The 12,486-nt window shown below is 63.6% G+C and carries 16 protein-coding genes; 7 read left to right on the top strand and 9 right to left on the bottom strand.

Translation table 11 applies throughout. The features are described from left to right. Positions 1–94 precede the first annotated feature (94 nt). The 6 genes from LDL28_RS10045 to LDL28_RS10020 all read left to right on the top strand — a co-directional run bounded on the left by LDL28_RS10045 (position 95) and on the right by LDL28_RS10020 (position 5,668). The gene (locus LDL28_RS10045) at positions 95–1,114 is read left to right on the top strand and encodes an aspartate-semialdehyde dehydrogenase (RefSeq protein ID WP_233058419.1); all 1,020 of its coding nucleotides are present in this window, start codon (positions 95–97) and stop codon (positions 1,112–1,114) included. Between the two features lie 250 nt (positions 1,115–1,364). After that, positions 1,365–1,757, top strand: coding sequence for a succinate dehydrogenase, cytochrome b556 subunit (gene sdhC, locus LDL28_RS10040; protein ID WP_233058418.1), 393 nt, complete (start codon positions 1,365–1,367; stop codon positions 1,755–1,757). Positions 1,758–1,759: 2 nt separating this feature from the next. After that, entirely contained in the window at positions 1,760–2,191 is a 432-nt protein-coding gene (gene sdhD, locus LDL28_RS10035) for a succinate dehydrogenase, hydrophobic membrane anchor protein (RefSeq protein ID WP_233058417.1), read from the top strand. 97 nt (positions 2,192–2,288) lie between these two features. Beyond that, a complete protein-coding gene (gene sdhA, locus LDL28_RS10030) occupies positions 2,289–4,100 on the top strand; it encodes a succinate dehydrogenase flavoprotein subunit (RefSeq protein ID WP_233058416.1) in 1,812 nt (603 codons plus the stop codon). A 26-nt stretch (positions 4,101–4,126) separates the two neighbouring features. After that, positions 4,127–4,909 (top strand): succinate dehydrogenase iron-sulfur subunit, encoded by a 783-nt coding sequence (locus LDL28_RS10025; protein ID WP_233058415.1) that lies wholly within the window; start codon positions 4,127–4,129, stop codon positions 4,907–4,909. A 96-nt stretch (positions 4,910–5,005) separates the two neighbouring features. After that, positions 5,006–5,668, top strand: coding sequence for a fused DSP-PTPase phosphatase/NAD kinase-like protein (locus LDL28_RS10020; RefSeq protein WP_233058414.1), 663 nt, complete (start codon positions 5,006–5,008; stop codon positions 5,666–5,668). Positions 5,669–5,675: 7 nt separating this feature from the next. Here the strand turns inward: LDL28_RS10020 and LDL28_RS10015 are convergent, their stop codons facing one another. The 5 genes from LDL28_RS10015 to LDL28_RS09995 form a co-directional block, all read right to left on the bottom strand. Beyond that, positions 5,676–6,134, bottom strand: coding sequence for a helix-turn-helix domain-containing protein (locus LDL28_RS10015; protein WP_233059263.1), 459 nt, complete (start codon positions 6,132–6,134; stop codon positions 5,676–5,678). 259 nt (positions 6,135–6,393) lie between these two features. After that, positions 6,394–7,932 (bottom strand): apolipoprotein N-acyltransferase, encoded by a 1,539-nt coding sequence (gene lnt / locus LDL28_RS10010; protein WP_233059262.1) that lies wholly within the window; start codon positions 7,930–7,932, stop codon positions 6,394–6,396. A gap of 36 nt (positions 7,933–7,968) precedes the next feature. Next, positions 7,969–8,814 (bottom strand): GNAT family N-acetyltransferase, encoded by an 846-nt coding sequence (locus tag LDL28_RS10005; protein ID WP_233058413.1) that lies wholly within the window; start codon positions 8,812–8,814, stop codon positions 7,969–7,971. Then, a complete protein-coding gene (locus LDL28_RS10000; RefSeq protein ID WP_233058412.1) occupies positions 8,811–9,302 on the bottom strand; it encodes a Fur family transcriptional regulator in 492 nt (163 codons plus the stop codon). The genes LDL28_RS10005 and LDL28_RS10000 overlap by 4 nt, the downstream gene beginning before the upstream one ends. Positions 9,303–9,360: 58 nt before the next feature. Continuing rightward, the gene (locus LDL28_RS09995) at positions 9,361–9,765 is read right to left on the bottom strand and encodes a MucR family transcriptional regulator (protein WP_233058411.1); all 405 of its coding nucleotides are present in this window, start codon (positions 9,763–9,765) and stop codon (positions 9,361–9,363) included. Positions 9,766–9,858: 93 nt separating this feature from the next. On the opposite strand from LDL28_RS09995, the gene LDL28_RS09990 reads away from it, so the two are divergent. Then, entirely contained in the window at positions 9,859–10,107 is a 249-nt protein-coding gene (locus LDL28_RS09990) for a sulfurtransferase TusA family protein (RefSeq protein WP_233058410.1), read from the top strand. Here the strand turns inward: LDL28_RS09990 and rimI are convergent. From rimI to LDL28_RS09970, 4 genes are read right to left on the bottom strand one after another with little or no spacing between them, the layout of a single operon-like run. After that, entirely contained in the window at positions 10,088–10,543 is a 456-nt protein-coding gene (rimI, locus tag LDL28_RS09985) for a ribosomal protein S18-alanine N-acetyltransferase (RefSeq protein ID WP_233058409.1), read from the bottom strand. The two genes, LDL28_RS09990 and rimI, sit on opposite strands and share 20 nt — an antisense overlap. Next, the gene (tsaB, locus tag LDL28_RS09980; RefSeq protein WP_233058408.1) at positions 10,540–11,253 is read right to left on the bottom strand and encodes a tRNA (adenosine(37)-N6)-threonylcarbamoyltransferase complex dimerization subunit type 1 TsaB; all 714 of its coding nucleotides are present in this window, start codon (positions 11,251–11,253) and stop codon (positions 10,540–10,542) included. Before tsaB ends, rimI begins: the two co-directional genes overlap by 4 nt. A 3-nt stretch (positions 11,254–11,256) precedes the next feature. Beyond that, entirely contained in the window at positions 11,257–11,841 is a 585-nt protein-coding gene (locus tag LDL28_RS09975) for a malonic semialdehyde reductase (RefSeq protein WP_233058407.1), read from the bottom strand. Positions 11,842–11,872: 31 nt separating this feature from the next. Then, entirely contained in the window at positions 11,873–12,436 is a 564-nt protein-coding gene (locus LDL28_RS09970; protein WP_233058406.1) for a NifU family protein, read from the bottom strand. Between the last annotated feature and the right edge of the window lie 50 nt (positions 12,437–12,486).

Below are 12,486 nucleotides of genomic sequence, written 5' to 3'. Positions count from 1 at the left end.
CTTGCACCTTTCGGTTACAGGCTCTAGGTGTCGCTACAGTTACGCAAAACCGGCCATTCCCCCGGAATGCCCGGGCAGGACAGGAAAGAAGATTATGGGTTACCGCGTTGCGGTGGTGGGCGCCACCGGCGCTGTGGGGCGCGAAATCCTCAAGACTCTGGCCGAGCGCCAGTTCCCTGTGGATGAGATCGTGGCCCTGGCGTCCGCCCGTTCGGCGGGCAAGGAAGTCTCCTTTGGCGATAAAAAGGTGCTGAAGGTCCAGAATCTGGAGACATTCGACTTCACCGGCTGGGATGTCGCCCTTTTCTCCCCCGGTGGGGCGGTGTCGGCCGTGCATGCGCCGCGCGCGGCGAAGGCGGGGTGCGTCGTGATCGACAACACCTCCCACTTCCGCATGGAGCCGGACGTGCCGCTGGTGGTGCCGGAGGTCAATCCCAATGATGTGAAGAAGGCGAAGCGCGGCATCATCGCCAACCCCAACTGCTCGACCATCCAGATGGTCGTGGCGCTCAAGCCGCTGCATGACCTGTTCACAATCAAGCGCGTTGTGGTGGCCACCTACCAGGCCGTGGCCGGCGCGGGCAAGAGCGGGATGGACGAACTGTTCGGCCAGGCGCGCGGCAGCCTGGTGGGCGATCCGCTCAAGGCCGAGCAGTTCACCAAGCAGATTGCGTTCAACTGCATTCCCCATATCGACCGTTTCATGGATGACGGATCGACCAAGGAAGAGTGGAAGATGGCGGTCGAGACCCGCAAGATCCTCGACCCCGACATCGCGGTTTTCGCTACCTGCGTGCGGGTTCCCGTGTTCATCGGCCATGCCGAGGCCGTCACGGTGGAATTCGAGGAACCCATTGATATTGAACGCGCCCGTGAAGCCCTGCGCGAAGCGCCCGGCGTGGTGCTGCACGACAAGCGCGAGGATGGCGGCTATGTCACCCCCCTCGAAGCCGTGGGGGAGGACGCGACCTATGTCTCGCGCCTGCGCATCGACCCCACCGTGCCCAATGGACTCGGGTTCTGGTGCGTCGCGGACAACCTGCGCAAGGGTGCGGCGCTGAACGCGGTCCAGATTGCCGAAACCATGATCGCGCTCGATCTGCTCGGCCACTGAAGGCCAGCCGTCATGCACGCCCGGGGGGCAGGGTTGCGCTCCTGTTCTCCCCCGGGCGGCATGGGGTCTCTCAACCTCGTGTTCCGGGCCTGCGTTGACCCGGCCTTCCGTGCGGCGTAGGACCGGATTCAGACAAGGCGACGGAACAAACCGAAGCCATAACAGGGAAATTGACGAGACGACCATGCAGGATGTCCGTGATGCGCTCTACGTAGGGCAGCGAAGCGACGGAACTCTGACCAGGCGGCCTATGTCCCCACACCTCCAGGTCTACCGCTTCCGTCTTTCCATGTTCCTTTCAATCGCGAACCGCGCCGCCGGGGTTGCTGCCGCTGGCGGCTCAGCCCTTGGCCTGTGCTGGATCAGCGCGGCTGCCAAGGGACCCAAATCTTTCAGCAAGGTCCAGAAAGTGACCGGCAACCCGCTGGGCCAGCTCATGCTGGCCGGGTGGGCGCTGGCGCTGGTCTACCACTTCGTGGCGGGACTGCGTCACCTTGCGTGGGATAGCGGCTACCGCTTCGACAAGAAGGAAATAAACGAGGATGGCCCCGTGGCCGTGGGCGTGACCGTGGGAACCACGCTGGCGCTGGTGCTGGGGATCCTTGGCGTTGCGATCTGTCGTTCCCGCAAGAAGGCGTCCTGAGCATGAGCAATCCACACAAGCCCCATATCAAGGTCATGCGTTCCCAGCTTTCGCGCGCACGCGGGCTGGGGTCGGGGCAGACCGGTGTCGCCCACTGGTGGGCGGAACGTGCTTCGGCCGTGGCGCTGGTGCCGCTGTCGGGCTGGTTCGTGATCCAGGTGTTCCGCCTGGCCGGCGCATCGCAGCCGGAAGTCGCAAAATGGGGCGCACGCCCCCTGAACACGACCATGATGCTGTCACTGGTGATCCTGACCTTCTACCACACCCAGCTTGGGCTGCAGGTCATCATTGATGACTATGTGCATGGCAAGGCGCACCTGCCCGCGGGGCTGCTGATGAAGGGAATCGTCTTCCTTCTGGGGCTGTTCGGCACGGTTTCCGTGCTGAAGCTGGCGCTGGCCGGCAGCAGCCGGGGCCGGATCGCCGCGGGCTGAGCCCCGCGCGGCCAACCTGCACGGAACATGACATTCGCGGACCGGCGCGCGGCCACGCCGCCTGCCGTCCGGACGAACATCGGGACACGTCCAAGAAATGAACGCGACCACTTCACCACTCACCGGCTCCTACAGGGTTGTTGACCACGCATATGACGTGGTTGTTGTCGGCGCTGGCGGCTCTGGCCTCCGGGCCACGCTGGGCATGGGGGCCGCCGGCCTCAAGACCGCCTGCGTGACCAAGGTTTTCCCCACACGCAGCCACACCGTCGCCGCACAGGGCGGCATTGGCGCATCGCTTGGCAACATGGCCGAGGATAACTGGCGCTGGCACATGTACGATACCGTCAAGGGATCGGACTGGCTGGGCGACCAGGACGCCATCGAATACATGTGCCGCGAGGCCGTGCCCGCCGTGCATGAACTGGAACACATGGGTGTGCCCTTCTCGCGCACGGAAGATGGCAAGATCTACCAGCGCCCCTTTGGCGGCCACATGCGCAACTATGGCGAGGCCCCGGTGCCCCGCGCCTGCGCCGCCGCCGACCGCACGGGCCATGCCATCCTGCACACGCTGTACCAGCAGTGCCTGAAGCATAACGTCGAATTCTTCGTCGAATATTTCGCCATCGACCTGATCATGGACGAGGACGGCGCATGCCGTGGCGTCATGGCATGGTGCCTGGAAGACGGCTCGCTGCACCGCTTCCGCGCGCAGAAGGTCGTGCTCGCGACCGGCGGCTATGGCCGCGCCTACCATTCCTGCACCTCGGCGCATACCTGCACGGGTGATGGCGGTGGCATGGCGATCCGCGCGGGCCTGCCGATGCAGGACATGGAATTCGTGCAGTTCCACCCGACCGGCATCTACCCCGCCGGCTGCCTGCTGACGGAAGGCTGCCGTGGCGAAGGTGGCTACCTGACCAATTCCGAGGGTGAGCGCTTCATGGAACGCTATGCCCCCACGGCGAAGGATCTCGCATCGCGCGACGTGGTTTCGCGCGCCATGACCATCGAGATCAACGAAGGCCGTGGCTGTGGTCCGGAAAAGAACTACATCATGCTGCATCTCGAGCATCTCGGTGCCGACATCCTGCATGAACGCCTGCCCGGCATCCTGGAAACGGCGCGCATCTTCGCGGGCATCGACGTGACCAAGGAACCCGTGCCGGTGCTGCCGACCGTGCATTACAACATGGGCGGCATTCCCACCAACTACCATGGTGAAGTCATCCGCCCCACGGCGGAGGATGTGGACGCGGTGGTGCCGGGCCTTATGGCCGTGGGTGAAGCGGCCTGCGTGTCAGTGCATGGCGCGAACCGCCTGGGCACGAACTCGCTGCTGGATCTGGTCGTGTTTGGCCGTGCCGCCGCCCAGCGCGCCGCCGCGACCATCAAGAGCGAAGAGACGATCCCGCCGCTGCCGGAAGGGGCCGGGGACGCCGCGATCGCGCGCTTTGACCGCCTGCGCTACGCCAAGGGCAAGACGCATGTGGCCGATATGCGTGGCAAGCTCCAGCGCACCATGCAAAAGCACGCCGCCGTGTTCCGCAACACCGAAAGCCTTGCGCAGGGTGTCGAGAAGATCAAGGAAATCTGGGGCGAACTGCCCGATATCTCGATCAACGACCGGTCCCTGATCTGGAACAGCGACCTTATGGAAGCGCTCGAGTTCGAGAACCTGCTGGCCAACGCCACCGTTACGATGGCGGGCGCCGAAGCACGCCACGAAAGCCGCGGCGCGCAGGCGCATGACGACTATCCCGACCGTGACGACAAGAACTGGATGAAGCACACCGTCGCCCACATGACAGACACGGGCGATGTCACGCTAAGCTACCGCCCCGTGCACATGAAAACGCTGACCAACGATGTGCAGGTCTTCCCCCCCAAGAAGCGCGTCTACTGACGTAACGGCGGAAAAGGAACGAGACGATGGTCGAATTCAGACTGCCACAGAACAGCACCGTGGGAAAAGGCCGCACCTTTACGGCCCCCACCGGCGCCACCAATGTCAAGACCTTCCGGATCTATCGCTGGACCCCGGATGATGACAACAACCCCGTGGTCGATACCTACGAGATCGATCTGGACCGCATCGGGCCGATGGTGCTCGACGCGCTGATCCACATCAAGAACGATATCGACTCCACCCTGACGTTCCGGCGTTCCTGCCGCGAGGGAATCTGCGGTTCCTGCGCCATGAACATCGCGGGGGAAAACACGCTGGCCTGCCTCAAGCCCATCAGGGACATTGAAGGCGACGTCGCGATCTACCCGCTGCCGCACATGCCGATCATCAAGGATCTGGTGCCGGATCTGGATGGGGCCTATGCCCAGCTCCGCTCGATCGAGCCGTGGCTCAAATCCGATACCGCGCCGCCGCCGGATGCCGAACGCCGCCAGAGCATCGAGGAGCGCGCGGAGCTCGATGGCATGTGGGAGTGCATCCTGTGCTTCTGCTGCTCGACATCGTGCCCGTCCTACTGGTGGAACGGGGACCGCTATCTTGGCCCCGCGACGCTGCTGGCAGCCTATCGCTGGATTGCCGACAGCCGCGACGAGCATGCGGGCGACCGGCTGGATGCGCTGGAAGATCCGCTCAAGCTCTATGCCTGCCGCACGATCATGAACTGCACCCAGACCTGCCCCAAGGGCCTGAACCCCGCCCGCGCCATTGGCCGGATCAAGGAACTGCAGCTTGAACGCAAGGTGTAACATACTGTTTCACCATTCATGATTGACTGATGGGGCGCCGGATGTGAAAACTCCGGCGCCTTTTTCGTATCTGTTCCATCTGAAAGGACATGGCTGGTGTTTGAGGGAAACCTGTCCACCATTGCCGGCCGAAGCCGCGCATGGATCGACAGCCTGTTTGTTGACCATGCCATATTGCGCCAGACATGGACCAACTTCCGTGTGGTCATTCCCGGCCGCGTCTATCGCTGCAACCATCCCACGCCATGGCGGCTGCGGCTTGCCGTGCGCCGCCATGGTCTGAAAACGCTGGTCAACCTGCGCGGGCAGCGCAAATGCGGTTCCGATGTCCTGTCGCGGGAGGCAGCGCACCGGATCGGGCTGCGCCATGTCGATATGGCGTTTGAAAGCCGCAATGCACCGCACAAGGATCGGATCGAGCGATTCGAGCGGCTTTATCGCGACATCCGCTTTCCCATGCTCATGCACTGCAAATCCGGCGCGGACCGTACCGGACTGGCGGCGGGCCTTGTCATTCTGTTTGAAGGCGGCACGGCGAAGGAGGCCCTGCGCCAGCTTTCATGGAAGAACGGGCATTTCAACACGTCACGTACCGGGGTGCTCGACGCGTTTTTCCTGCGCTACCAGGCGGAAGCGGAAGGGCGTCTTCCCTTCATGGACTGGGTGCGCACGGAATATGACGAGGAACGCCTGCGCGCCGACTTCCGGGCGGGCAAAATCGCATCCTTCATGAACGATCAGGTCCTGCGGCGCGAATAGCCCGGTCTCAGTTCGCACTCATGGAGCGGACAAGATCCAGCACGCGCCGGCGCGTGCCGCTGTCCTCAATGCCGTAATACGCGCGGACCAGATCAATCGTCTCGCGGCGCGAAAACAGGGTCAGGTCATCGGGCTGGACCGATGAGGGCGCGCACTGCTCAAGCGAACCGGTGGGCACTGCCTCATCGGGCGCGGCCATGCCCGCTACATTTCCCGCTTCTGGCGCGGCATCCCCCTGCTCGGACAGTCCTTCAAAAAAGAAGGCCACCGGCACGCCCAGCACAACCGCCAGATCATACAGGCGTGACGCACCGACACGGTTCCGGCCCCGTTCATATTTCTGGATCTGCTGGAATGTCAGCCCCAAGGCCGTCCCCAACCGTTCCTGGGACATACCCAGCAACGTACGACGCAGCCGGATACGATTGCCCACATGCACATCTACCGGATTGGAGGTTGCAAGCAGTTTTCCGGTCACAATAATGGCGTTACCTTTCCTGATCGGTATGAGGGGCAAATTCAAAAATGAGAACAGGGATACGCTGGTTGAGAATGTTAATCCTTTTTAAATCATTCCCTGCTATAATACACTCGTAATTATCCGTCATACTGGTTCGGGACCGGCATAAAATCGTTCCATGCCCCGGGAGCTAGGGGTGATTCGGGAAAATTCCTGCATTTAAAATGCATGAATTTGGACCGGGGTCAATAAAACGGATTTTTCCCTAGCCCGCCCTGCGCCATACCCGGCCGCACCACAGCCCCGCAAGACCCGTCAGCAGGGCCAGAAACAGGGGAATCAGGCGGCCATAACGGCCAAAAGGCGTGCAGGGCAGGGCATCGGGCAGGGCATGGACAAGCACCCCCTGCCGGTCCCAGCCCAGCCGTGCCAGTTCATGGCCGCGCCCGTCATAAACAGCCGAAATGCCGGTATTGGCGGCGCGGGCCACGGGAATCCCCTCCTCCACCGCGCGCAGGCGGACCGCGGCAAGATGCTGGCGGGGGCCGGCGCTGTTGCCGTACCACGCATCATTGGTGCTGTTCATGAGCCAGTCCGGCCGGTCATGGGGATCGACCACCTGACCGGAAAAAATCACCTCGTAACAGATCAGCGGACCAACCGGGGCGATGCCGGGCAAGTGCCATGTTCCCACATTCGGGCCGGGTGTCATGCCATCCCCCGGTACGACGTGAAAGGGCAGGAAAGCGGGCTGGTATTCACCAAAGGGCACCAGATGCGCCTTGTCGTAAAGGGCGGCGGCATGCCCATCGGGGGGAAGAAGTGCCGCCATGCTGTTGCGCCAGTGGCGGTCCTGCGCCCAGCGCACGGTGCCGATGATCCCCGCCGCCGCCCCTGCCCCGGCCTGCGCGATCATGGGCCGGGCGATGTCATCTTCCAGAAGCAGCCCCGGAAAGGCCGATTCCGGCCACGCGAAGACAACGGGCCGCCCATCCGATTCCCGCAGGGCCTGCGTGACGCCCTGCCGGGTCAGGGCAAGATAACGGCGAAAGATCGCGACATCGGAGCTTCCGGTAATCTTGTCCGTCTCGGGCACATTGCCCTGCACCAGAACAACCTCGGGGTTATGCCGATAGGTGTCATGCACGCTGGTCAGGCGCAGGGCGCCGCCGGTCACCCACGCCACCATCAACGCAAGGCAGACCAGCCGCCCCACCCGCGCGTACAGGGGCGCCAGCGACAGCAGGCAGGTCAGCAGGGTCAGGCCGTCCACGCCGATCCATGCGGCGGGCTGGATCATGATATCTCCGGCGAGACCGGGAAACTCCCACACGCTTCCCGGCGGATTCCATGGAAAGCCACTGAACACGAACACCCGCGCCATGTCCGTCAACGTCCACAGGGCCGCAAATGCCAGAAGCCGTCCGGTTCCACGCGGGACCAGCCTGCTCAGCCCGGCTGTCAGCGCGCTCAGCGGTGCGAGGATGAGCGCGCAGCCCGGTGAGGCCAGCGGCACCAGCCACCAGAAATCATCCGCCCGGATCAGGATGGCGTACATCAGCCAGTACAGGCCAATCGTATAAAGCCCCATCGCGAACATGAAGCCGCGCCGGGCGGCCTCACGCCAGTCCGCCGCGCCGTCAATCGCGCGCGCCAGCAGGCAGAACGCGACCGGCAGCACAAACACCATGTGCAACGGCGGGAAACCCAGGGCGTACACGCCCCCCGCCAACGCCATGACGAGATCCGCCCGCCACCCGCGCAGGCGCGACAGCTTCATGTAATTCTCGTACAGAAACATTATGAAGCGCCGTATTCCGCTCTGGTGCCGCCCGCCGGACTAGTCCAGCGCGTCACGCAGGCGGCGTTCGTAATGACGGTAGTATTTGTCGGCCAGCAGTTCGCTCTTGACCAGAACCGCGACATCAGTGGTGTTGAACTGCGCGTCGATCACCGCGCCATCGCCCACATAACCACCCAGCCGCAGGTAGCCCTTTATCAGCGGGGGTAGGCGAGCGAGCGAACGGCGGTGGTCGATCAGTTGCGGGTCCGAACGCAGCATTTCCACCCGCCGCTCCGCCAGCGCCCTGACACGCAGCGCCGGGGGGGCAAGGTGGTTATGGTAGAGATAGGTCAGTTCATCCGACAGGGCATCGGGATCGGTGCCGGGCAGGCTGGCGCAACCGAACAGCACATCAATCCGGTGCAGGAAGATATAGGACGCGATGCCGCGCCACAGCAGTTGCATGGCCGAGCGGCCCCGGTAATCCCGATCCACGCACGACCGCCCGACTTCCAGCAGGCGACCGGGAAATTCGGTCAGGGGCGAGATGTCGTATTCGCTGGAGGAATAGAACCGGCCCAGCTTTTTCGCCGCATCGCCCTGCATCAGGCGATAGGTCCCCACAACCCCCTTCGCGCCGGATGAAATGGCATGGTCGATCACCAGAAGGTGATCGGCATATTCGTCGAATTCATCCACGTCACGCCGCAGCCGCGCGGTGCGGGAATCGGGGCGGGCCCCCATTTCCTCGTAAAAAACCCGGTAGCGCAGCGCCTGGGCGGCATCACGCTCTTCCTCGGTTTCGGCGATCCTGACACCAAGATTGCCCCCCCGCAGCTCAGGAAAACCGTTGCGTTCCAGGTCCAGGGTAGAAAGGGACTGTATGGTTTTCTCAATACTCAAGGCTGTGATCTGCCTTTCCGCTGTGTTGGTGCCGCCTGGTCGGTCTGGTCTTGTGACACGTCCGGCAACCTGCGCGCAAACAGTTCCAGCCGGTGGGATACCAGATCAAACCCGAGTTCCGCCGTTATCTTGCGCAGCAGCGCGGCATGCCCGGCATGGGTGAATTCCACCACCTGCCCGCTTTCCACATCGATCAGGTGGTAGTGGTCACCTTCCTCCGTGGCTTCGTAGCGGGCGCGGCCACCGCCGAAGTCACGCCGCTCGAGAATGCCGTTCTCTTCCAGCAGGCGCACGGTGCGATAGACCGTGGCGACCGAAATACGCTCATCGAGCGCTGCGGCGCGGCGGTAGAGTTCCTCCACATCCGGGTGGTCATGGGACTCAGACAGCACGCGCGCGATAACGCGGCGCTGGCCTGTCATTTTCAGCCCGCGCTCCGTGCACATACGCTCGATGCGCGATTGCAGTCCGTTACTGTCTGTTGCCATGTTTACGGGCGTAGCCGATCATGTAGATGCTTGTCTACGTTACCATACGACAGGTGGTTCAGTCCTCACGTTTCGTGCCGAGGCCGATCTTGCGCGCCAGCGTGGAACGGTGGCTGGCGTAATTGGGGGCGACCATGGGGTAGTCATGCGGCAGGCCCCAGCGTTCGCGATAGTCCTCGGGCGTCATGTTATAGGCGGTCTTGAGGTGGCGCTTGAGCATCTTGAGCTTCTTCCCGTCTTCCAGGCAGATGATATAATCAGGGAAGACCGATTTCTTGAGGGGAACCGCCGGCACCGGCTTTTCCACCACGGGCTCCACGCGCCCGAGGGTGGAAATCGCCTCGTAAACCCGGTGAATCAGATCGGGAAGGGTCTCCGCGCTGAGCTCGTTACGCGATACATAGGCCGAAACGATTTCGGCGGTCAGTTCCCGCACTTCAACTTCCGCAGTTGCATCCGCCATTCGTCTGATCCTGTCATGCTGGAATAAATATACGTCCTATATAAATAATTCCCGATGGATCGCAACCGACTTCACCAAAGGTTTGATGGTAATATGTCCGATATTGAGATGACGGCGATAGATATAACCAATGAAGTGTGCCCCATGACTTTCGTTCGCACGCGTCTGGCGCTTGACGGACTTCCGGCGGGGGAAAGACTGCTTGTGCGCCTGCGCGGCCCCACCCCGCTGGACAATGTATCGCGCAGCCTGAAGCTGCTGGGTCATGTTGTGGAGGAAATACAGACAGAAGCAGATGGCATGACCCATCGCCTGACCGTCCTTAAATCTCCCGGCGCATGACGCATGCGTCCATGCCATCGGGGTAATAGTTGCGGCGCAGGCCCACCTGCGTAAATCCCGCCCTGCGGTACAGCGCCATGGCGGGCGCGTTATCGCGCGCGACTTCCAAAAACACGGTCGCCACCCCCGCCAGCGCCGCTTGGTCCGCGCACCGCGCCAGCAGCTCACGCCCGATCCCGCGCCGGCGAGCTAGGGGCATGACGGCGAAGGTAAGGATTTCGGCCTCATCGCCCATGGTCCGCACCATGATGAAACCTGGCGCATCCCCCTCCGTCGCCCCGTCCGCCAGCAACACGGACACGCCGGGCATGCCCATCAGCGTTTCCATCGCCTTCGCGTCCCATTGATGGGTGGGGGGGAAGGCGGCGGCGTGAATCCGCGCCAGCATGAGGGCACGGGCCCTGACCGACGCGGGCTGGAGCGTGCCCGTACTCATGCGCCTGACATGACCGGCGGTGGCCGCAGCCCCGCCATGGGCAGTTTGGCTTCCGGCGCATCGACATAAAGCGGCACGGCCGCGCGCGGCGGCAGTTCACCGCGCAGTCGGCGCAGGGCGACCGTGGCGATGGCGCACGGGTCGGATACGGGCAGGGTGGCGCGGTGGAGATCCCCCCGGTGCGGCAGGGCTTCGGCCACCAGGGCGGCCGCGTTCCCCGCCACAAGCAACGGGCCGGCAGGCAGGTCGAGCGCACCGAGCATATGGGCCGAGACCGTGCCGGACGCGCCGCCCGCTTCCAGTGTCTCGACAAATACGCGATCGCGCCGGGCGATCGTGCAGTGCAGCGCGTGGGCGCCAAGCGGGCGGGCGGCCGCGCACAGGGCGGCCCCCACGGCTTCCCCGCCGGTAACGCCCGCCACGGCGCAGCCCGACCCGGCGGCAAGCCCATGGGCAAAGGCCAGCGAGGCCCGCAGCCCCGTAAACGATCCCGGCCCGACAACCACGCCCACCAGTTCCGGCATGGCGTGGGTCCATCCACATTCGGCAAACAGTTCCCGTGCGAGAAGCGGGAACTGTTCCGCCGCCCCCCGCCCCGTGGCGACACGGGTGGCCAGCACCGACAGGCCATCCTCCCCCGCCTTCAGGCAGGTAATGACGGCCTGCGCCTGCGCGCCGGTCGCGGCGCCATCCATGACCAGAATACGCATGGGTTATATGACCACGCAGGCATCATCAAAGCCAGGGCGCGGCGCGCGGGGCGTGGGGGGCGGCCCGTCGGTATAGCCAAGGCTGACCAGGAAATTGGCCCGCCAGCCCTGCTGCGCCAGAAAGGCGTCCTCCACCATCGCGGCGTCAAACCCCGACAGCGGCAGCACCGACAGGCCCAGCGCGCGCGCCGCCATGATCAGGTAGCCCCCCTGAAGCGTCCCGTTGCGAAAGGCGGTTTCCTCCGCCAGTCCCACATCGGCCGCGAACCACTGCCGCACACCGGCAATGGGGCTGAGGGTATCCATACGCTCGAAAAACAGCGGGTCATGCGCCACGATAACCGTGACGGGCGCGGTCATCACACGCGGCACATTACCGGCGGACAGGGCGGGACGCAGGCGCTCGCGGCAGCTTTCGGTGGTGATGAACACGAACCGGCCCGGGCAGCAGTTGCCCGACGTCGGCCCGAGGCTGACCAGATCATACAGTTGCCGCAGCGTCTCCTGCCCCACGGGGCGGTCGTTCCAGGCGAGCGGCGTGCGTGCCTTGCGAAACAGAAGATCAAGCCCAGCATCATCAAGCGCCATGAAACATTCCCAGATTACGCAGGCCCGCCGATCAGGCCTCTACCTGCTCCACCGATACCACTTCCGGCACGTAATGGCGCAGCATGTTCTCCACCCCGTGCTTGAGCGTCGCGCGTGAGGAGGGGCAGCCCGAACATGCCCCCTGCATGGTCAGCCGGACAATCCCGTCACGATACCCACGGAACACGATGTCCCCCCCGTCACCCGCAACGGCGGGGCGCACGCGGGTATCGAGCAGTTCCTTGATCTGCTGCACGATGTCCTCATCCCCCGGTGCGACCAGTTCTTCCACAACCTGCGCGTCACTTTCCACAACCGGCTGGCCGGTGGCCAGGTAATCGGCCAGCACGGACAGCACCTGCGGGCGCAGTTCATCCCACTGGACCGAGTCGCCACGGGTCACGGCCACGAAGTCATTGCCAAAGAAGACGCGCGCCACACCATCAAGATCGAACACCAGTTCCGCAAGGCGTGAGCGCCCCGCCACGGAATCGGGATTGATGAAATCCGCCGTCGCCCCATTGGCCATGATCTCACGCCCCGGCAGGAATTTCAGGGTCGCGGGATTGGGTGTGTCTTCTGTTTCAATGAACATTGCTCGGTCTTCCAGACATGACGGGACGGGAAAAGATGCAAAAGTACTTT

The organism is Komagataeibacter sp. FNDCR2, assembly GCF_021295395.1.
Lineage (GTDB): Bacteria > Pseudomonadota > Alphaproteobacteria > Acetobacterales > Acetobacteraceae > Komagataeibacter.
Note: the sequence above shows the minus strand (reverse complement) of the source record. Positions and strands in the feature narration are given on the sequence as shown.

Excerpts from the sequence above, each read along its gene's own strand:
- LDL28_RS10045 (WP_233058419.1), top strand. The coding sequence starts at position 95 with ATGGGTTACCGCGTTGCGGTGGTGGGCGCCACCGGCGCTGTGGGGCGC.
- sdhC (WP_233058418.1), top strand. The coding sequence starts at position 1,365 with ATGTCCCCACACCTCCAGGTCTACCGCTTCCGTCTTTCCATGTTCCTT.
- sdhD (WP_233058417.1), top strand. The coding sequence starts at position 1,760 with ATGAGCAATCCACACAAGCCCCATATCAAGGTCATGCGTTCCCAGCTT.
- sdhA (WP_233058416.1), top strand. The coding sequence starts at position 2,289 with ATGAACGCGACCACTTCACCACTCACCGGCTCCTACAGGGTTGTTGAC.
- LDL28_RS10025 (WP_233058415.1), top strand. The coding sequence starts at position 4,127 with ATGGTCGAATTCAGACTGCCACAGAACAGCACCGTGGGAAAAGGCCGC.
- LDL28_RS10000 (WP_233058412.1), bottom strand. The coding sequence starts at position 9,302 with ATGGCAACAGACAGTAACGGACTGCAATCGCGCATCGAGCGTATGTGC.
- LDL28_RS09995 (WP_233058411.1), bottom strand. The coding sequence starts at position 9,765 with ATGGCGGATGCAACTGCGGAAGTTGAAGTGCGGGAACTGACCGCCGAA.
- LDL28_RS09990 (WP_233058410.1), top strand. The coding sequence starts at position 9,859 with ATGTCCGATATTGAGATGACGGCGATAGATATAACCAATGAAGTGTGC.
- rimI (WP_233058409.1), bottom strand. The coding sequence starts at position 10,543 with ATGAGTACGGGCACGCTCCAGCCCGCGTCGGTCAGGGCCCGTGCCCTC.
- tsaB (WP_233058408.1), bottom strand. The coding sequence starts at position 11,253 with ATGCGTATTCTGGTCATGGATGGCGCCGCGACCGGCGCGCAGGCGCAG.
- LDL28_RS09975 (WP_233058407.1), bottom strand. The coding sequence starts at position 11,841 with ATGGCGCTTGATGATGCTGGGCTTGATCTTCTGTTTCGCAAGGCACGC.
- LDL28_RS09970 (WP_233058406.1), bottom strand. The coding sequence starts at position 12,436 with ATGTTCATTGAAACAGAAGACACACCCAATCCCGCGACCCTGAAATTC.